Origin of the sequence: Pseudoalteromonas sp. GCY (assembly GCF_016695175.1) — a bacterium.
GTDB lineage: Bacteria > Pseudomonadota > Gammaproteobacteria > Enterobacterales > Alteromonadaceae > Pseudoalteromonas.
Genome location: NZ_CP068023.1, coordinates 2,886,169 through 2,904,250, shown reverse-complemented (window position 1 = coordinate 2,904,250; position 18,082 = coordinate 2,886,169). Strand labels below are relative to the sequence as shown.

19 protein-coding genes are annotated in these 18,082 nt (G+C 41.3%); 9 read left to right on the top strand and 10 right to left on the bottom strand.

What is annotated here, in order from left to right; genetic code table 11:
- Positions 1-14: 14 nt before the first annotated feature.
- From JJQ94_RS18370 to JJQ94_RS18350, 5 genes are all read right to left on the bottom strand, one after another.
- Positions 15-269 carry a hypothetical protein gene (locus JJQ94_RS18370; RefSeq protein WP_010378914.1) on the bottom strand — a complete coding sequence of 85 codons (255 nt, stop codon included), beginning with the start codon at positions 267-269 and terminating at the stop codon, positions 15-17.
- Positions 253-690 (bottom strand): phage holin family protein, encoded by a 438-nt coding sequence (locus tag JJQ94_RS18365; RefSeq protein WP_017216223.1) that lies wholly within the window; start codon positions 688-690, stop codon positions 253-255. The genes JJQ94_RS18370 and JJQ94_RS18365 overlap by 17 nt, the downstream gene beginning before the upstream one ends.
- Before the next feature lie 2 nt (positions 691-692).
- Positions 693-1,022, bottom strand: a complete 330-nt coding sequence (locus JJQ94_RS18360) for a hypothetical protein (RefSeq protein WP_099029399.1) — start codon at positions 1,020-1,022, stop codon at positions 693-695.
- 414 nt (positions 1,023-1,436) lie between these two features.
- Entirely contained in the window at positions 1,437-2,012 is a 576-nt protein-coding gene (locus tag JJQ94_RS18355; RefSeq protein WP_099029398.1) for an outer membrane beta-barrel protein, read from the bottom strand.
- A 60-nt stretch (positions 2,013-2,072) separates the two neighbouring features.
- A complete protein-coding gene (locus JJQ94_RS18350) occupies positions 2,073-2,636 on the bottom strand; it encodes a BON domain-containing protein (RefSeq protein ID WP_010378923.1) in 564 nt (187 codons plus the stop codon).
- Positions 2,637-2,872: 236 nt separating this feature from the next.
- On the opposite strand from JJQ94_RS18350, the gene JJQ94_RS18345 reads away from it, so the two are divergent.
- From JJQ94_RS18345 to JJQ94_RS18325, 5 genes are all read left to right on the top strand, one after another.
- The gene (locus JJQ94_RS18345; RefSeq protein ID WP_099029397.1) at positions 2,873-3,757 is read left to right on the top strand and encodes a mechanosensitive ion channel family protein; all 885 of its coding nucleotides are present in this window, start codon (positions 2,873-2,875) and stop codon (positions 3,755-3,757) included.
- 165 nt (positions 3,758-3,922) lie between these two features.
- Positions 3,923-4,369, top strand: coding sequence for a PA2169 family four-helix-bundle protein (locus JJQ94_RS18340; protein WP_010378930.1), 447 nt, complete (start codon positions 3,923-3,925; stop codon positions 4,367-4,369).
- A 10-nt stretch (positions 4,370-4,379) separates the two neighbouring features.
- Positions 4,380-4,547: a DUF1328 domain-containing protein gene (locus tag JJQ94_RS18335; RefSeq protein WP_010378934.1), complete on the top strand. Its 168-nt coding sequence runs from the start codon at positions 4,380-4,382 to the stop codon at positions 4,545-4,547.
- A 40-nt stretch (positions 4,548-4,587) separates the two neighbouring features.
- A complete protein-coding gene (locus JJQ94_RS18330; RefSeq protein ID WP_010378936.1) occupies positions 4,588-4,779 on the top strand; it encodes a hypothetical protein in 192 nt (63 codons plus the stop codon).
- A gap of 276 nt (positions 4,780-5,055) precedes the next feature.
- Positions 5,056-6,624 (top strand): methyl-accepting chemotaxis protein, encoded by a 1,569-nt coding sequence (locus JJQ94_RS18325; RefSeq protein ID WP_236596512.1) that lies wholly within the window; start codon positions 5,056-5,058, stop codon positions 6,622-6,624.
- Positions 6,625-6,751: 127 nt separating this feature from the next.
- Here the strand turns inward: JJQ94_RS18325 and JJQ94_RS18320 are convergent, their stop codons facing one another.
- From JJQ94_RS18320 to JJQ94_RS18310, 3 genes are all read right to left on the bottom strand, one after another.
- Positions 6,752-7,123, bottom strand: a complete 372-nt coding sequence (locus JJQ94_RS18320) for a hypothetical protein (protein WP_010370869.1) — start codon at positions 7,121-7,123, stop codon at positions 6,752-6,754.
- 145 nt (positions 7,124-7,268) lie between these two features.
- Positions 7,269-8,033, bottom strand: coding sequence for a YdcF family protein (locus JJQ94_RS18315; protein ID WP_099029395.1), 765 nt, complete (start codon positions 8,031-8,033; stop codon positions 7,269-7,271).
- 103 nt (positions 8,034-8,136) lie between these two features.
- Complete coding sequence (locus JJQ94_RS18310) at positions 8,137-9,024, bottom strand: LysR substrate-binding domain-containing protein (protein WP_010370874.1); 888 nt, start codon at positions 9,022-9,024, stop codon at positions 8,137-8,139.
- A gap of 290 nt (positions 9,025-9,314) precedes the next feature.
- On the opposite strand from JJQ94_RS18310, the gene metE reads away from it, so the two are divergent.
- Positions 9,315-11,591: a 5-methyltetrahydropteroyltriglutamate--homocysteine S-methyltransferase gene (gene metE / locus JJQ94_RS18305; protein ID WP_099029394.1), complete on the top strand. Its 2,277-nt coding sequence runs from the start codon at positions 9,315-9,317 to the stop codon at positions 11,589-11,591.
- Between the two features lie 58 nt (positions 11,592-11,649).
- Here the strand turns inward: metE and JJQ94_RS18300 are convergent, their stop codons facing one another.
- Positions 11,650-14,010 (bottom strand): bifunctional diguanylate cyclase/phosphodiesterase, encoded by a 2,361-nt coding sequence (locus JJQ94_RS18300; protein WP_099029393.1) that lies wholly within the window; start codon positions 14,008-14,010, stop codon positions 11,650-11,652.
- A 185-nt stretch (positions 14,011-14,195) separates the two neighbouring features.
- Between JJQ94_RS18300 and pyrC the strand changes: the two genes are divergently transcribed.
- The 3 genes from pyrC (at position 14,196) to JJQ94_RS18285 (ending at position 17,560) form a co-directional block, all read left to right on the top strand.
- The gene (gene pyrC / locus JJQ94_RS18295) at positions 14,196-15,233 is read left to right on the top strand and encodes a dihydroorotase (RefSeq protein ID WP_017216213.1); all 1,038 of its coding nucleotides are present in this window, start codon (positions 14,196-14,198) and stop codon (positions 15,231-15,233) included.
- Between the two features lie 167 nt (positions 15,234-15,400).
- Positions 15,401-15,706, top strand: a complete 306-nt coding sequence (locus JJQ94_RS18290; RefSeq protein WP_010370885.1) for an H-NS histone family protein — start codon at positions 15,401-15,403, stop codon at positions 15,704-15,706.
- Positions 15,707-15,817: 111 nt separating this feature from the next.
- The gene (locus tag JJQ94_RS18285; RefSeq protein ID WP_099029392.1) at positions 15,818-17,560 is read left to right on the top strand and encodes a DEAD/DEAH box helicase family protein; all 1,743 of its coding nucleotides are present in this window, start codon (positions 15,818-15,820) and stop codon (positions 17,558-17,560) included.
- 34 nt (positions 17,561-17,594) lie between these two features.
- Here JJQ94_RS18285 and JJQ94_RS18280 read toward each other — a convergent pair whose 3' ends face one another.
- Complete coding sequence (locus tag JJQ94_RS18280; protein ID WP_099029391.1) at positions 17,595-17,927, bottom strand: ribonuclease E inhibitor RraB; 333 nt, start codon at positions 17,925-17,927, stop codon at positions 17,595-17,597.
- Positions 17,928-18,082 lie beyond the last annotated feature (155 nt).

Genomic DNA, 18,082 nt, shown 5'->3' with positions numbered 1-18,082 from the left:
AATAGCGCAAGGAATTAAATGATACCTTGCGCTATTCTTTGTAGAAGTACGATTTTTCTTAGTGCACCAAACTTGCCATATTTAGCGCTGAGTGCGCCAAACATAAACATGAAGCCTAACCCTTGAGGAGAGCTAATCGCGCCGGTAAATACTTTTTTGGCTTTCACTTGGGTAAGGTGATTAAAATGTCTAGCGGTAATGAGCTTTTTCTTCTCTATCACCACTTCTTGGTGCAACTTATCAGTGATGAATTCAGCGAGCTTCGTCATTACTGGCCTCCTGCTTCGCAACTGGAGTATAAAACCCAGACGTCAGGTCGTTTATGCTGTTATTAAAGAGCTTTAGCCCTGTGATGATCAGGTAATAAATCATTGCGATATTGATAGTAAGTACGATACCCGCCGAAATAAACCAGCTTAGGCCTGCGTAGGTTAAGGCGTAAGCAAATAACACGTGCAAGCTGCCCCATACCATCGCCGTTAAAATTAAAGAAAACAGAATTAACCCGAGCGCGATACATAAAGTTTTTAAATTAGCTCTGAACTTCGCACCTAATAGGTTAATTTGTGCTTCAGCGATTTGCTGATAACTGTCGAATAATAGAGACACAGAATCTTTAAGCTCAGCGAGCGCTGGCGTGCGCTCGTGAGCTGCTGCTTGACGGTCTCTTACTTGAGCTTGGTCTTGCATGATTACTTATTCCTTAACAGCATAGTTGCCAACATACCGAGTGAAAATGCGATACCAGCCGTTTTTACGGGGTTTTCCGTTGCATACTTTTTCACACCAGATGTATTCCACGCACGTTCCCACTCTTTACGCTTGGCACCAATGGCTTCACTTGAGTTATGGCCTTTTTCGCGCAGCGAGGTTTCGGTGCGCGACGCTGAAGCGTGCAGTGAATCTACTGACGCATGTAATGTATCAGCAATTTGATCCGTAACTGGGTGACTAGAATCATGGCCATTTGACTGTGATTTTGCTGTGTTACTTGTCTGTGTTTGGTTTGCTTGGTTACTCATAAACTACTCCTTATTCGTTTAGTTCACTGTATTCGTTGCAAACCCTTTGCCAACTTAAAACTTTATAAATATCAGCTTGTTACCTATTTATTATGTTTTGTGTCGGTAGATGCGATACGAAGGGTGTAAATGTTACATAGCAGAACCTACAGGGTGTCGTGTTTGCAAAATTGACAAATTTCATTTCTAGCATTGAATGGCAAATATTACATCTAGAGGTTGTCTATCTTTAAATTCTGTTTTCTGAAAATAAAGGAATAGCGAGAAAGCACTTACATTAATCAATATGGGCGCCGTACATTGAAAACAAAAAAGGCGCTACCAAGTGGTAGCGCCAAAACCAGACTCTTGTGGAAGAGCCAGGACTGAGTCAAAGGGGAAATAATTGGGAGGCTATAGAGCCAAAATTACTGCTTAAAACTGGTACTCGATAGAGACGGCAGCTACGTCCATATCAGGGTCAATATCGTCTTCAAGTTCGTAGCGCGTATATTCTAAACGCATGTTAATGTTTTCGTTAAGGTGAAACTCTACACCGGCACCATAAAGCCAGTCGCCACCTTCAAGGTTAGATGAAACACGACCTACAGCTGGAATATCAGCATAGATATCCGCATCCCATTCAAGCCAACCACCTTTGGCATACACTGAGAAATGTTCATTTAGTGGGGCTGAAATACGCGTTGATAACGAAATACCATCGATTTCAGCTGAGTTGTCAATGTCGCTCGCTTCGTCGAAGTTTTCATAGGCAAGTTCAAAGCTCCAATATGGATTGATTTTTGTACCCACGTAAGCCTTTAACATCGACGAATCATCGTCGAACGAAGTGTCATTCTCACGATCTTCCCACTGGAAAGAGTATTGGCCGTAACCGACACCTGTGTAAATTTTATAATCATCTAGTCCAAAATCGGACTCCGCGTGAGCAGCGGTAGATGCAAGACCTAGAGAAGCTAGTAGCGCAGCGGCAATAGTTAATTGTTTCATCTTTACTCCTTAAATCAATATAAATATGGGAGGGGGAGTGCCCCCTCAAATAAAAATTGCTTATGATTTTTTAGTAACGCGAAGGTTATCTTTTACATCTTTAACGTCATTGGCGTTTTTCGCGATTTGCACAGCAAGTTTGCGCTCAGCTTCGCTACCAACATGGCCATTTAGTGTTACGACTAAACCTTCCACATCAACATCGATGTCAGTACCATCTACATCTGTGTCAAACAGGTAGCGAGACTTAATTACCGTTGCGATTTTTGCGTCAGTAAAGCCGCTATCGCTTTCGTAGTTACGCTCTTTTTTGCGTTCATCTGACATATCTACGATAGTCAGGTCGTTTTTCACTTCTTTTACGCCATCGATACCTAGTACCAGTTCTTCAGCTAGCTTTTTGTCTACTGAGTGTTCAACTTTACCAGTTAGCACTACAACGCCATTTTTTACATCTGTGTTAATGTCAAAGTTGTTCAGCTCACCGTTGAAAAGTAGCGTCGCTTCTGCTTTACCGTCTATCCAAGCATCGCTTGCTTCTTTTTCCCAAGAATTATCAGCAGCAAAAGCTGAAGCAGTAGTAAGTGAAGATACAAGTACAGTTGCAATTAATGTCTTTTTCATAATTAAACTCCTTTAATTTCGTAGTCGAATTACCTATTGCAGCTGTTGTGCCATATTGTAAGTTTCTGAATTGTATATATTTTTTATTTTTTTGGTAAGTTTTAAGGAAGAATTTACCGAGAAAATGTGTACATTACTTTGTAATAATTACCTTTTTCATGAACGGCTAATTAATATCAGTAGGAATGATTACTGCATTCTATCTTTGTCGCGTACTTATATAGGAATGAGTAATTATGAATTTAGAAAAATTTTGGACGTTAATTAATGATAAGTTAATCTCTTGGCTTGAATCCGGTGTGCAGTTACTACCGAATATGATCCTAGCCTTAATGATACTAATATTCTTTACAGTACTGGCTAAAATATCATCGACTTGGTTTTCTAAAGCGATTAAAAAAGCAATAAAGACAGAACAAGTTGCTTCTCTTATTAGTTCCATATTTAAAGTCTCTATTATTGCCATTGGGATTTTCTTCGCTTTAGATATAGTAAAACTATCAGGTGCCGTAATGTCATTGTTGGCTGGGGCGGGGATCATTGGCCTTGCTATTGGCTTTGCATTCCAAGACATGACCGAGAACCTCATCGCTGGATTTGTGATGGGAGTCAGAAAGCCCTTTATGGTCGGTGACATTATCAGAACCAAGGATTGCTTTGGCACGGTAAGCAAAATCAATTTGAGAAATACCTTAGTAGAAAATTTTTACGGCCAGCTGTCTTATATTCCCAACAAAATTCTCTTTAAGAATGAGTTACAAAACTACACTAAGCTTGGTAAGCGAAGAATAGAAGTACCAGTTGGTATCTCATATGCGGATGACCCAGAACAAGCCCGCGAGGTGATTGTTGAGGCAATTAATAAGCTTGATTTCGTAGTAAACCAAAAAGAAACGGATGTCTATGCTGAGTCTTTTGGTGATAGCTCTATCAATCTATTAGTGTGGTTTTGGATAGACTACCCAGCGGATCCCGGCTTTATGGTGGTCAGGCACCAAGCAATTTGTACAATTAGCCGTGTTTTAGCTGATAACGATATCTTAATTCCTTTCCCAATTAGGACTATGGACTTCAATGCTAAAGGTAGCACGACCTTAAGTGCGCAATTATCACAGGAATAAATTACATCTGGTTTGTAAAATTTTCATCGCTTTGAAAGTTATTATATTAAAAATCCTTGTAAAATAAAGGTTTATAATTTGGCATTTAATCTGCATTAACGAAAGGGACAGAAAATAATATTTGCAAAATGCACTTATTAAATATTGCAACGAAAGGAGTTATTTATGGCAGATTCAAATTACGACATGGAGCCGGTAAAAGAGCTCATTAAAGTATTAAATGGTGGTGTTGATTTTTACACCGAAGCTAAAAAGAAGCTAGATAATATTGAACTAAACCGCGTATTTGACCAAATGATTGTAGATAAAGCGCAAGCAATCTCGGATCTACAACCATTTGTTCTTATCGACGAAGGTGAAATCGAGACTGATTCAGCACTTAGCATCGACATTCGTGAATCGTACACCAAGTTGGTTGGTATGGTGAGCACTGACAAAGAGCACACCTATATTTCGCAGCTAGAAGAAGTGGAAGACAAAGTGTTAAGCAAGCTTGATAAAGCGCTAAGTAAAGATCTTCCACCTAAATGTAAGAGTGTATTACTGCAAATTCAAACCAGAATGCAAGCTTGTCACGATCAAATGAAGCAGTTGCAAGAACTAACTGCCTAAGGAGAATGTTATGTTGAGTTGGGCTGTAATGTTTTTATTCCTAGCACTTGTCGCAGCCGTGTTAGGTTTCACTGGAATCGCGGGCGCTGCGGCAGGTATGGCGAAAATTCTATTCTTTGTGTTTATCGCCTTTATGATTATTTCGTTTATTTTTGGTAAAGCACGAGCTCCCAGGTAAAAGGGATTTAACGTACAAAAACGGTTTTAGGAGATAGATTATGAAATCAGCAATCACATTAGCAAAAGCATTTGGTTTTGTTTCAATTTTAGCACTTTTTGGTTGTAGTGAAGGTCCAGCGGAAGATGCGGGTGAGCGTTTCGATGAAACGGTTCAGGAAGTGGAAAACAGTGTAGAAGATGCCTGTGAAGATGTAAAAGAGAACCTGAACGCTGAAAACGAAGAGTGTTAAGCGAAAACAATTTCGACGTGGAATGTAAGAGGAGAAGCCGATAAAAGCTTCTCCTCTTTTTTGTAATAGGGTTAAAAATCAATACTCTAAAAATGGAGTAGACACAGTAAAGAAATATGATACACATCAAGAGCACGCTGCTTAATTTGCAATTAATATTGTAATCTACGAACTTTGAGTAATACTTTATTTCTATGTTTACTCAATAAAAATCAGACTATGCTAAATAGGGTTTCAGTTAAAAGCAGATTGTTGTCGCTTTCAGGCATACCTGCTGTGTTTTTTATTCTTGCAACCATCTTCACAATCGGAACATTATCGAATCTTACCAGTTATATTGATCATATCTACGATGACAGAGTCGTACCTCTTAGGAAGATAAAAGTGGTGTCGGATAATTATGCGGTAGTGATCGTAGATACATTTCATAAGTTACGAGGGAACCAGTTATCAAATAGGGCCGCGCTTAACCAAATTGCAGAAGCTAAAAATATTGCTGAAAAGGAGTGGAGTGACTATTTATCTACTGATCTAACGAGTGAAGAGCGCAATTTAATTAAGCAGGCTGAAAGCGCAGAGCTTGTCGTAAAGGAGCTACTATCTAACTATACTAGCAGAGTCAACGCAAACACCTTTAATGAAATTCCATATGATAAATTTGTACGCGAGCTCTATGCTGCCTTTGACCCCTTAAGTGAGAGCTACAGTAAGTTGATTGAATTGCAACTTACTGAAGCTAGCAGGCTACGAGATAGAGGTCGCTTGGAAGCCAGTACAACAAAAACCGTGATGATTGCCTCATCCGTCGTCATTGTGATTGTTATGGTGCTGATTGGGATGTTGATCTTTAGGTCAATCAATGAGCCGCTCAGTCGTTTGCGTATGCGTATTGGCAATATTGCAAGAGATGCTGATTTGACCCAGCGTGTAGTCGTTGAGGGACAAGATGAGTTGAGTCAGATTGGAAATGACTTTAACACTATGGTGTCGAGCTTACATCAGCTAGTTACCAATCTTGTCACAATCGTGAATAGCCTTTCTACTACGTCTAATGAGTTGAATGGTATTAGTCAGTCGATTGCGGGCACTTCACAAGAGCAAGAGCAGCAAACAGTGATGATTGCAACGGCGGCAACAGAAATGAGCAGCGCGATACAAGAAGTAGCGCACAACGCGATGAATACCGCGAACAAAGCCGAGATGTCAGGTAAGCTTGCGAAACAAGGAATGGATGTTATTTCGCAAAATATTCAAGCCATTGAGCGCCTTGCTAGTGAAGTAGGAGATAACGCGCAGTTAATTAAAGCGTTGAATGACCAGTCTAATGAGATCAACCAAGTGGTGTTAATGATCCAAGGTGTGGCTGAACAAACTAATCTTTTAGCATTAAACGCTGCAATAGAAGCTGCGAGAGCTGGGGAATCAGGCCGAGGTTTTGCGGTTGTTGCCGACGAAGTCAGGCAATTGGCACATAACACGCAAAAAGCCACGGAATCGATCCGAGATATGATCAGTAAGTTACAGGGCATGGCACAAAATGCGGTATCGTCGATGGAGAACGCGCAATCAAGTGCAGCTGCGGGGGTAGATAGGGCCAATGAGTCAGCTCAAATAATGACCGATATTGATAAGGCGGTGGATGAAATCGTTGGTATGAATATTCAGGTTTCAACGGCGACAGAAGAACAAACAACGGTAGTTGCGGAAATCAGCGAAAATATTAATGATTTCAGTAGCAGTATTTCTGAAATTACCCGAAATGCGCAGAGTAATGCCGATGTAAGTAATGACTTAGAAGCGCTAGCCGAGCAGCTAAATAGCCAAGTGCTAGTGTTTAAAGTTTAGTAATATCAGGGCCGGGCCTATTTAAATCAAACAGCAAAGATCAACAGGCCCTAGAATTAAAGAAATAAAAAAACCTCGTCATTGCGAGGTTTTTTTACTTATGGAGCTGTTGTTACACCATCGGATATTACACAACACCACGAGGTAAGCGGCAGTCGTGATCTTTTGCTGCTAGTTCAGCAATCCACTGTTCTTCCGCTTTGAAGCCTTCTTCGTTTTCTGTAACGATAGTAAAGCTTGCTGATTTTACAGCTGCAGCCTTAGGCGCTTTCTTAGTCGTTTTCGCTTTTTTGGCAGGCGCCTGCGTTTTCTCACTTGCTACAGCTGACCCTGAAGTTAGCTCTTCTGTTAATTCAGCTACCTCAGCAAGACGCATGTTTTTGCCACCATCGATGCTATACCAACCTGGCTTTGCAGTGATCTCAGGCTTTTTGCCATGTGCAGCTTCGTACGCAGCTTCGAAAGCGCTTAGTACTTCAGTTTTATCTAGTTTACTCATCGTAGATCCTAGTCGTGTTGTACGCGGATACGCGGGTTAAGATTAAACTCTATTTATACCCATATTTGCGCAAATTTTCAATTTTTTACGTTTTTCAGCGCTAATTTATCGAACTTTAGCCTGATTTTGGTGTCTTTTTCGGCGCTTAAAGTGCCTCAGGGTCAATAACACGACGGATCGTGATCCACATACTACCAACTTGTTCATGCCAAATCCGAGTGACTACTTCTAAGGCCTTATGGTTCGGAATAAATTGTCTGCTCAGTGGGTATTGCTTGAAGTTATAAAACTCCGTCGGCGCAGCGATCACTTCTATGCCTTGTGCTTCAAATAGGTTTTTTGCTCGTTGTATGTGCGAAGCTGATGTGACCAATGCTACCTCATAATCGACTAGTAAAGGTGCTAGCATTTTTGCTTCGTCCGCGGTGTCTTTGGCATTGGGGTTTTGTTTAATACGTGTAGCGGAAATACCTAGGCTCTGTGCGGTTCTTGCCATGAGTCCCGCGCTTGTTGCATGGCCATAGCCGTAACCAGAGACATACAGCTGGGCCTTTGGGTAAATATTAGCAAGTCTTACGCCTTCAACTAATCTGGCTAGACCGCAGCTGCCAAGTTGGACGTTGCTGGGGAGAGATTTATCTGGGTATAAATCACAGCCAAGTACCACGATTTTATCTATGTTGTTGTGCTTGCTTGGATTGAATGCGGTGAGCGTGCCCTTATCCCACTCAATAATGTGTTGTGCGAAATAAGGAGTCGATAACGCCCATGTGGTGAGTAAGACTAACCAGCTTGCGATGTAAGGCCCTTTACGTGTTTTGGCGATAAAAAGCATAAGCCCCATAAGCACCACTAAAGATAATGGTAATGGCATCAGAAGTTGACCGATAACCTTTTTGACTTCAAACATTAAAACATGCCTTAGATTTAGATAAGCCTAACGCAATGCTAGCATGAGATGGGAATTGTAGAAATGTGCGTAAGAGTTAGGGCTCAAAAAAGAGCCCAGTAAACTATCTTGCAGTGGTTTTACGGCAAGTATTGAGGAAATGACGATAGACAGGGTTATCTTTCATGCTTTTCTTCATTGCTAAATACATTGGACGATTTAGCCCAAGTGCGCCTAGAGGAATCGATTTAATCAGCCCTTGGCTTTCATAGGGTGTCACTAACCAGTCCGGTAATGCTGCAACCCCCATACCTGCACTCACCAGTTGGAAGATTAATAAACCTTGATCGACGGTTTTTAATGTGCCGTCAAAACGTGCATTTTGAATAAAGTGCTTAAATATGTCCTGACGCTCACGAGGAATAGGGTAAGAGATGATGGTTTCATCTTTTAGGTCGAGTGCTGTGACATAGGCCTTCTTAGCCAATTCGTGATCTGGTGCAACGATCAACTTTAACTTAAAGTCAAAAAGGTGCGCGTATTCCAGTTGCTCTGGTTCGCGAATGTCTGAGGTAAGCACTAAGTCCAGCTCATCTTCAATAAGGTCAGGAATAGCGTCGTAGCTAAAGCCACGTTCGTAATCGACTTTAATGTCAGGCCAAAAGGTATTGAATTCTTTAATTGTTGGCAGCAACCAGTGAAAACATGCATGACATTCCACGCTTAATCTGAGTTGCGAGATAGGCTGATTAAGGCTTTCCTTCAAACGACATTTTGTTGCTTCAACTTTAGGTAAAACATCGTTGGCAAGTTCCAATAATAACATCCCTTGAGGGGTAAAACGTACGGGCTGTGTTTTGCGCTCAAAGAGTTGGCAGTCGAGTTTGCTCTCAAGATCTTTGATCTGATGTGATAAAGCAGATTGAGTCAGGAATAGCTCTCGTGCTGTATTCACAAGAGAACCAGTTTCTTTCAAGGTGGAGATAGTCTTTAGGTGCTTTATATCAATCATTATCAACAATTCTCATATTTGAAGTGAGCAAATCTCAGCATTACTCAATATTACGATTCTATTTAGTTATTATCAATGTCTAGACGTCTAAATACCTACGGTGATTTGTTCAAAAATTCACAAATCCACTATAACACTAAAAATGACAGCGTTGTCACTACTTATGTAAAAATTTTTTAAAAAATTACAATTTAATTTTATTCATATGCTTTCTGAGAAAGCATCAATTGTTGTTTTTGATTATGAGAATTATATTTTAGACATCCATACATCTAGACGGAATTAAAATCATGGCATTAACACATAACTTGGGTTTTCCACGCGTAGGCAAAAAGCGTGAACTTAAATTTGCAGTAGAACGCTATTGGTCAGGCGACTTAACGCAAGACGACTTAATCGCGGAAGGAAAGCGCATTCGTGCAGAAAATTGGGCATTGCAAGCTGACGCTGGTGTTGACCTTCTCCCTGTAGGCGATTTTGCTTGGTATGATCACGTGTTGAATATTTCATTACTTGTCGGCGCGATTCCTAGTCGTCACAAAAATGATGAGTCGGTAAATCTCGATACTTTGTTTCGGATAGGCAGAGGTCGAGCACCTAGTGGCTGTGCGTGTGCGGCCAGTGAAATGACGAAATGGTTCAACACCAATTATCATTACATCGTCCCTGAGTTAACTCAAACGCAGGAATTTTCCCTGACTTGGACTGAGTTATTTACACAAGTAGAAGAAGCACAATTACTTGGCTACCAAGCAAAGCCCGTATTGGTCGGCCCGGTAACCTATCTCTACTTAGCTAAATGCGTTGGTCAAGAGTTTGATAAATTGGCTTTATTAGATAAGTTATTGATTGTATATCAGCAGGTACTGGGCAAGCTTGCGGAGCAAGGCGTTGAGTGGGTACAAATTGATGAACCTATTTTAGCATTGGAAATCGACGATGCTTATCGCAACGCGCTGCGCCGGAGTTTTGATGCATTGAGCGGGCAAGGAGTAAAAGTGTTGTTGGCCAGTTATTTTGACTCCGTACAAGCGCATGTTGAAGATATTCAATCTTACCCCGTAGAAGGCGTGCATTTTGACTGCGTAACGGCAAACTACGACTTGGCTGCGTTAGAGGAAGTAGTTGGGCAAGATAGCGTACTGTCCCTCGGGATTGTGAATGGTCGTAACATTTGGCGCTCGGATCTCGAAGGTGTATATCAACAACTTGCTCTGGTTCATGAACGTCGTGGTGATAATCTCTGGCTTGCTCCTTCATGCTCATTATTACATACGCCAGTCGACTTAGAGCAAGAGCAAAGGCTTGACAGTGAGTTAAAGTCTTGGCTCGCATTTGCCAAACAAAAAGGGCAGGAGTTGACATTATTGAAAAATGCATTGGAGCAGCGTGATATTACCCAGTTGGTCGAATATTCTAAGCCTGTAAAAGCGCGTTTGACCTCTTCTCGCGTGAACAATAGCGAGGTACAGCAGCGTGTTTCAGCACTCACAGCAAAAGATGGACAACGCAATAGTGAATTTGCAACCAGAATTAAAAAACAAGCACAGTCGCTACATTTACCCTTATTGCCAACCACAACGATTGGCTCCTTCCCACAAACCCAAGCTATTCGCAAGGCGCGGCGTGATTATAAAGCGGGTATCTTGAGTGCTGGTGCTTATCAAAGCCAGATGGAAGCAGAGATCCGTTATGCCGTTGAAGAACAAGAAGCGCTTAACTTAGATGTGCTTGTACATGGTGAAGCAGAGCGCAATGATATGGTTGAGTACTTTGGTGAATTACTCGAGGGTTTTGCCTTTACTCAGTTTGGTTGGGTGCAAAGTTATGGTTCGCGCTGTGTTAAACCCCCAGTGATCTGGGGAGATGTTTCGCGCGCAGCGCCAATGACAGTTGAATGGACAAGCTATGCGCAAAGTTTAACCAAAAAACCAATGAAGGGCATGCTAACAGGGCCTGTGACTATTTTATTTTGGTCGTTTGTCAGAGATGATTTAGACAAGCCGAGCATCGCGAATCAAATCGCATTAGCACTGAGAGATGAAGTGGTGGATTTGCAAAATGCAGGGATTAAGGTGATCCAAATCGATGAACCTGCATTTAGAGAGGGGATGCCACTCAAAGCCAGTCAGTGGCAAACCTACTTAGCGTGGGCTGCGTATGCGTTTAGGGTGTCGGCAAGTGGTGTTAATGATGAAACACAGATCCATACTCATATGTGTTATTCGGAGTTTAACGATATTATCGCTGCCATTGCGGATATGGATGCGGACGTGATCACGATTGAAACGTCACGTTCAAATATGGCGTTACTCGACGCCTTTGAGAATTTTGACTACCCCAATGACATTGGGCCTGGCGTTTATGATATTCACACGCCAAACGTACCTGAGGTGGCATGGATAAAAGACCTAATTCACAAAGCAGCGAAAAAGATCCCAGTAGAAAGATTATGGGTGAATCCAGATTGTGGGCTAAAAACCCGAGGATGGACAGAAACCCGAGCTGCACTTGAGAATATGGTGACAGCAACGAAGGAGCTTAGAAGCGAATTAGGGGGAAGTTAATCTAAACCAGTCCAAATACCTCATTGTTTATATACAATGAGGTATTTGTCGAGTGTCTCTAATTTCTACTCAGTAAAAATGCCATCGCTTGATCTGCGGCTAATGGCTTAGCAACAATATAACCTTGACCAAATTGACAGCCTTTTTGCTTTAATAGCTGCCACTGGGTTTCGAGCTCGATACCTTCAGCGACAACGGTCAGGTTAAGTGATTGTGCAAGCTTCAAAATAGCATCAACTAGGGGATTTTCTCTTTCTGTTAGTTGGTCAATAAAGCTCTTATCAATTTTAAGCACATGAATGGGTAGTTGGTGCAAATAGCCTAAAGCAGAGTAACCCGTGCCAAAGTCGTCAAGGTAGAGCTTCACTCCCAGGGATTCTAATCCTTGAATAATTTTGGTTGCGAGCGCTAAGTTTGCTATCAATCCAGATTCTGTGATTTCCAAACATAAAGAGCCTGGTGTGAGTTCATAATGATGATAGAGTTGCTGGATCGTATCGACGAACTCTAGGCTTGCGAAATGTCGCGATGAAACATTCACCGTAACACGAGTCTTTGGTAGCTTTTGCGCTTTCCAACGTTTGAGTTGTTTGGCTGCTAATTCCAACAAATGTAAGTCAAGCTCAATGATCTGTCCGGTTTGCTCTGCAATCGGAATAAAAGCATCTGGAGAAACGAGACCATTCTTGGGGTGAAACCAGCGGACGAGGGCTTCAAAGCTGACAATAGCACCAGTCGTGAGAGAAAATATCGGCTGATAATACAGTGCAAATTCATTATTTTTGATGCCATGTTGCAGATCATTTTCAATATCGGCTTGCTGTTTTAAGCGCTTACGCATGGCATTATTAAAATAACAGATCTGACCCCGACCAGAAGATTTCGCTTCGTACATAGCGGCATCTGCTTGCTGCAGTAAATTAATTGCGCTATCGGACTCGTTATCAGTAAACGCAACGCCAATACTGCCAGAAGCTTGCAGAACATGACCATCTATATGAAGGGGCTTGGTTATAGCAGAGGTGATCCTATCAAGTAGCAGAGTGACTTGTTGCCTGTCTTGGACATTTTCCATAAAAATCGCAAACTCATCACCCCCGAGCCGCGCAAAGGTGTCGGTTTTGCGAATACAGCCATTTATCATCTCGACAATAGCAATCAAGAAATGGTCGCCAACATCGTGGCCAAGTGAGTCATTAATGCTTTTAAATCTGTCTAAATCGAGATAGATCAGGCAATGCAAATTAGAGGACTCCACTCGCGCTAGTCTCAAAATGGCATGTTTGATCCGCTCTAATAATAAATAACGATTGGCAAGACCCGTTAAATCGTCGTGCAAGGCTCTATGTTCTAGCGCTTGTCGTGAAAGCTGCCGGTCTATGGCCATGCTGACTTGACGACTTATATAAGTCAAAATAGATAAATCATGATTCACGAAAGCTTGATCATTATTGTAGCTTTGCAGCACAATCACGCCCTGATATTGATCATTAACCAAAAAAGGTACACCTAACCAAGAGCGTGGCGAGCGACCCACCATTTTAAAATCACCCCGTGTAATGTGCATTCTAAATTGATCGTTATCGCATAGCAGTGGCCGTTGGTTCTTCAGAATATAGTAGGATGCAGTATGCTTAATCTGATCTTTTGATACCTTTTGGTGAGCATTACATTTTTCGCCCCCCTCAATCAAATAATCGATTTCTAAAATATCCTGTTGAGTATCATAAAGGCCAATAAAGAAGTTCTCGGCGCAAAGCTGAGAGGCGATAATTTTATATAAGTCATCATAGAAAGCTTCAAGGTTCTCAAAGCGGTAAGTGATGTTCGCAATTTTAAGTAGGGACTTTTCTAAATTCTGCGCTAGGTGTAACTGGGCAATCGTGGTTTGGAGGTTTTCTAAGGTACGTAACTGATGGATTTTGGCACTGAGTAGATGTGCGACCGTCGATAATATTTGTAAATGCGCGGAGGTAAAATAATCAGCCTCTGGATGCTCACAGTCAATCACACCGATTAAGTGGTCGTCATACTCAAGTGGTACACAAAGCTCTGACATGGCTGGACGTAAATCTGCAATGTACATAGGGTGAGCGGCGACGTTTCCAGAAATAAAGGGCTCTCTCGTCGTTGCGACTTGCCCGGTAATACCTGAACCAATCTTTATCTTGGTTTGTTCAACACGATAATCCCCATTAGCATGGGAAACGCCCATACTTGCAGCGACTTCTAGATACTCTTGATAAGGATCAGCGAGATAGATAACACAATCGACAAACCCCAGTCGATTAACGACCTGTGTTGTAACGTATTCAAATAATTCGTCAAGTTTGGTTAGATGCAGCAGCGACGAAGAAAACTGGTTAATGATGCTAAGCTGCTCAGTTTTTGATTCTAATTTTTGGTTCTCAGATAGCATACATATTTCTCATGAAAAGATGCTACTAAGTTAACTTAAATTGTACATATTTACCAATATTGTGAAAAATGAAAACGAGCTAAAAGTAAACTGACAAAATGAAATAATCTGCGGTTGGCCTGAAAAACTTTACTAACACCCATGTGCAGCCTATGATCGGGCAAATTCAGCAGTGGAAGAGAGCAATGACGAGCAAACAAACGCTAACGATTACACGACCAGATGATTGGCATGTGCACCTACGTGATGGTGATGTCTTGGTCGACACGGTAAGAGATATTAGTCGCTATATGGGCCGCGCGATTATCATGCCAAACCTTGTACCACCAGCAACTTGCACAGAGACTGCTTTGGCTTATCGTGACCGCATTATGGCCGCTAATCCTCAAGGTAACTTTCAGCCTCTAATGGTGTTATATCTTACGGATAACACTACTCCTGAAGAAATCAAAAAAGCGAAAGCAACCGGCCATATTGTTGCTGCTAAGTTGTATCCAGCCGGTGCAACGACAAACTCAGCATCGGGTGTAACGGATATTGAAAATGTATATCCAGCGCTCGAAGCGATGCAAGAAGTTGGCATGTTGCTACTCGTGCACGGTGAAGTGACGGACTCTTCTATTGATATCTTTGATAGAGAAAAAGTATTCCTTGAGACGAAACTATCCAAAGTCGTTGATAACTTCCCAACGTTAAAAATTGTACTCGAACATATCACAACAAAAGACGCAGTTGATTTTGTTAATCAAGCGCCTGACAACGTTGCTGCAACTATCACAGCTCATCATTTGCTTTATAACCGTAATCATATGTTGGCTGGTGGCATTCGCCCTCATTATTATTGCTTACCTATCTTAAAGCGTAATACGCATCAACAAGCGTTAATTGAAGCGGCGACAAGCGGAAGTAAAAAATTCTTCTTGGGCACAGACTCAGCCCCTCATGCGAAAGATAAAAAAGAAGCTGCATGTGGCTGTGCCGGTGCATACACTGCACATGCCGCAATTGAGCTATACACAGAGGCATTTGAAGATGCAAATGCGCTTGATAAGTTAGAAGGTTTTGCGAGTCATTTCGGTCCGGACTTTTATGACTTACCGCGCAATACGGATACCATTACGCTGACTAAGTCTCCTTGGCAAGTGCCTGATACATATAAATTAGGTGAAGGGACGGTCGTGCCAATTAAAGCTGGGTCGACAATTGATTGGAAAGTTGAATAAGATTTAAACAAAATGTAATTAAATCTTCTTAATTCTAACTAAAAAGCGCCATTATGGCGCTTTTTTAGTAACAAAATTAAAATTCATAGAATACGATTTGTTTTTTATTAATTTTAATATAGTATTCAATATAAATATTAAAACTAAGCTTAATTGAGAGAGTATCAATGCGTGAGATCAAGTCTTTTATTAAAAATGCAAGCTACGGTGATTTGGAAAAAGCGTTAGAGCTAATTCAAAAAGCACTGGACGAGCAAAAGGAACAACAGCAGGCTAAAGAAGAAGTATTGGCTATGCTGAAAGAAAAAGGACTTACGCTTGATGATTTAGTAGGCACTACGCCAGCTGACCGTCGTTCTAAAGTAAAAGCAAAATACCGTATTGAAAAAGACGGTGAAGTAATTGAGTGGACTGGCCGTGGTAAAACACCTAAAGTATTCCAAGGTGTTAACCTAGATGATTATCTAATCTAACAATACTTTATTATGAAGGTTGTTCGGTATTGAACAGCTTTTTTAAATAGCCTAAATAAAAGGCGTATCTTATGGATACGCCTTTTTTGACTTAATTATTTATATCCTGAGGTGCTTATTTACGTTTTAAGACCTTACCAACAAGAAGCGGTACAAAATACGCTGAATCACTTTCGCAAATCAAGCGAGTCAGCTGTCATTGTGTTACCTACAGGCGCCGGAAAGAGTCTAGTGATTGCGGAGCTTGCACGGCTTGCGAAGCACAAAATATTAGTATTGACTCATGTTAAAGAGCTCGTAGAGCAAAATGCACAAAAATATAAAAGCTATGGATTACAAGCGAGTATTTTTTCTGCTGGATTAAAAGAAAAGTCGTTACAGCACCAGGTGAATTTTGCCAGTGTGCAATCATTGTCTCGAAACTTATCACAACTCAATCAATTTTATTCATTAGTTATCATTGACGAATGTCACCGAGTGAGTGGGGAAGATAATAGTCAGTATCAGCAAATTTTAAACCAGCTGGCTCAGTTTAATCCTGAACTAAAGTTACTGGGTTTAACAGCAACACCTTATCGTTTGGGGGTGGGGTGGATATATCATAAGCATTATCACGGTTTTGTTAGAGGAAAAGCTGAATCACCATTTAAGCAGTGTATTTACGAATTACCACTTAGATATATGATAAAAAATTCGTATCTGACGCCGCCTAATAAAATTGATCCTGCCGTTGAGAATTATGATTTTTCTAGTTTAAGTACAGATTCATTTGGGCGTTATTCAGAATCTGATATGAATACATTATTACAAGCACAAACTCGTGCAACAAAGAGCATTATCACTCATTTACTGGCGCTCAGTGAAAATAGGGCTGGAGTAATGATTTTTGCCGCGACGGTTATGCATGCAAAAGAAATTCTCGGCTATTTACCTAAGCAACATAGTGCGCTGATCACGGGTGAAACCAAATCTGCCGTGAGAGATGCACTTATCGTCCAGTTCAAAAATAGAGAAATTAAGTATTTAGTTAATGTTTCTGTGCTGACTACTGGGTTTGACGCGCCTCATGTTGATGTTATCGCTATCTTGAGACCCACGGAGTCCGTGAGCCTCTATCAGCAGATTGTAGGCAGAGGACTTAGGTTAGACGAAAACAAAGAAGAGTGTGTTGTTATTGATTATGCAGGCAACGACTTTGACTTATTTGCACCTGAAGTGGGAAGTAAAAAGCCAAACTCAGACAATGAGCCCGTACAGGTGCAGTGTCCAGGTTGTGGCTTTGCCAATATTTTCTGGGGCAAGGTAGACGAGCAAGGCAAGCTTATTGAGCATTTTGGTAGGCGCTGTCAGGGATTGCTTGAAGACGATGAAGGTCACTCACAGCAATGTGATTATCGTTTTAAGTTTAAAGAATGTGAGCAATGCGGTGCAGAAAATGATATTGCTGCAAGGCAATGCCATCAGTGCGGCGGAATAATGGCAGACCCAGATGATAAGTTGCGTGCAGCACTGAATTTAAAATATGCAATGGTGCTACGCTGCAGCGGATTATGTGGCGAAGTGCTCAGTGGCAATAAATTAAAAATTACTTACTTTGATGAGGATGGGGCAAGTTGTAGTGAAGTCTATGACTTTTCTAATCAAAAGAGTCTATTTATATTCCACCAGCAATTTGCAAAGCGGCGAAAATCTACGTCGGCACCTGCAAAATGGCAGTCAGCTGAAGAAGTAATAGACACTGACTTGATTGCACCGGATTTCGTGATTGCTAAATTACACAAGAAGTTTGGTTGGCAGGTTTCTGAAAAGCTGTTTGATTATCAAGGAAGCTACAGAAAGGCTGACAAAAGTTAGCCTTCTGTATAAAAATCGGATTTTCTGTGGCGGTTTATTCTTCCGAGGCCATTAAGCCCCAGCCATCACCATATCCTTCATAACCATTGGCTATGCTTTCTAGGTATTGCTCCGTCTGACTCAGTAGCTCGTGCATCGGGACCATAGTCACCGTGGTGATCACTTCCCAAATACCAGTGTCAGGACATTGTTGTAACTGGGTTTTCGGTGCTAATTCGTCTTTCTCAATCGCGCCAATGAAACGCTTAGCATCATCAGCTTGCTCGAAAAGAATATAAAAATCGATATTCTGCATTTGCGTCAGATCAACGCCAGCAGCGGCAATCTCAGCTAGAAGCTCACCGTTATCATCATTTGGGAATTGCATAATTTCACTCTGCAGGTTCAATTGCTGCTATTGTCCGTCATCTGCAAGAAAATAAAAAGGATGAATGTAAATAAATGTGCGATAAAACCCACAGCGTTACAACAAAATACACCCTATGTTCAGCTTAAGCTCAGTAAAATTGCAGTTTCTCTGAA

Coding starts and splice junctions, on each gene's coding strand:
- JJQ94_RS18370 (WP_010378914.1), bottom strand. CDS start 269: ATGACGAAGCTCGCTGAATTCATCACTGATAAGTTGCACCAAGAAGTG.
- JJQ94_RS18365 (WP_017216223.1), bottom strand. CDS start 690: ATGCAAGACCAAGCTCAAGTAAGAGACCGTCAAGCAGCAGCTCACGAG.
- JJQ94_RS18360 (WP_099029399.1), bottom strand. CDS start 1,022: ATGAGTAACCAAGCAAACCAAACACAGACAAGTAACACAGCAAAATCA.
- JJQ94_RS18355 (WP_099029398.1), bottom strand. CDS start 2,012: ATGAAACAATTAACTATTGCCGCTGCGCTACTAGCTTCTCTAGGTCTT.
- JJQ94_RS18350 (WP_010378923.1), bottom strand. CDS start 2,636: ATGAAAAAGACATTAATTGCAACTGTACTTGTATCTTCACTTACTACT.
- JJQ94_RS18345 (WP_099029397.1), top strand. CDS start 2,873: ATGAATTTAGAAAAATTTTGGACGTTAATTAATGATAAGTTAATCTCT.
- JJQ94_RS18340 (WP_010378930.1), top strand. CDS start 3,923: ATGGCAGATTCAAATTACGACATGGAGCCGGTAAAAGAGCTCATTAAA.
- JJQ94_RS18335 (WP_010378934.1), top strand. CDS start 4,380: ATGTTGAGTTGGGCTGTAATGTTTTTATTCCTAGCACTTGTCGCAGCC.
- JJQ94_RS18330 (WP_010378936.1), top strand. CDS start 4,588: ATGAAATCAGCAATCACATTAGCAAAAGCATTTGGTTTTGTTTCAATT.
- JJQ94_RS18320 (WP_010370869.1), bottom strand. CDS start 7,123: ATGAGTAAACTAGATAAAACTGAAGTACTAAGCGCTTTCGAAGCTGCG.
- JJQ94_RS18315 (WP_099029395.1), bottom strand. CDS start 8,033: ATGTTTGAAGTCAAAAAGGTTATCGGTCAACTTCTGATGCCATTACCA.
- JJQ94_RS18310 (WP_010370874.1), bottom strand. CDS start 9,024: ATGATTGATATAAAGCACCTAAAGACTATCTCCACCTTGAAAGAAACT.
- metE (WP_099029394.1), top strand. CDS start 9,315: ATGGCATTAACACATAACTTGGGTTTTCCACGCGTAGGCAAAAAGCGT.
- JJQ94_RS18300 (WP_099029393.1), bottom strand. CDS start 14,010: ATGCTATCTGAGAACCAAAAATTAGAATCAAAAACTGAGCAGCTTAGC.
- pyrC (WP_017216213.1), top strand. CDS start 14,196: ATGACGAGCAAACAAACGCTAACGATTACACGACCAGATGATTGGCAT.
- JJQ94_RS18290 (WP_010370885.1), top strand. CDS start 15,401: ATGCGTGAGATCAAGTCTTTTATTAAAAATGCAAGCTACGGTGATTTG.
- JJQ94_RS18280 (WP_099029391.1), bottom strand. CDS start 17,927: ATGCAATTCCCAAATGATGATAACGGTGAGCTTCTAGCTGAGATTGCC.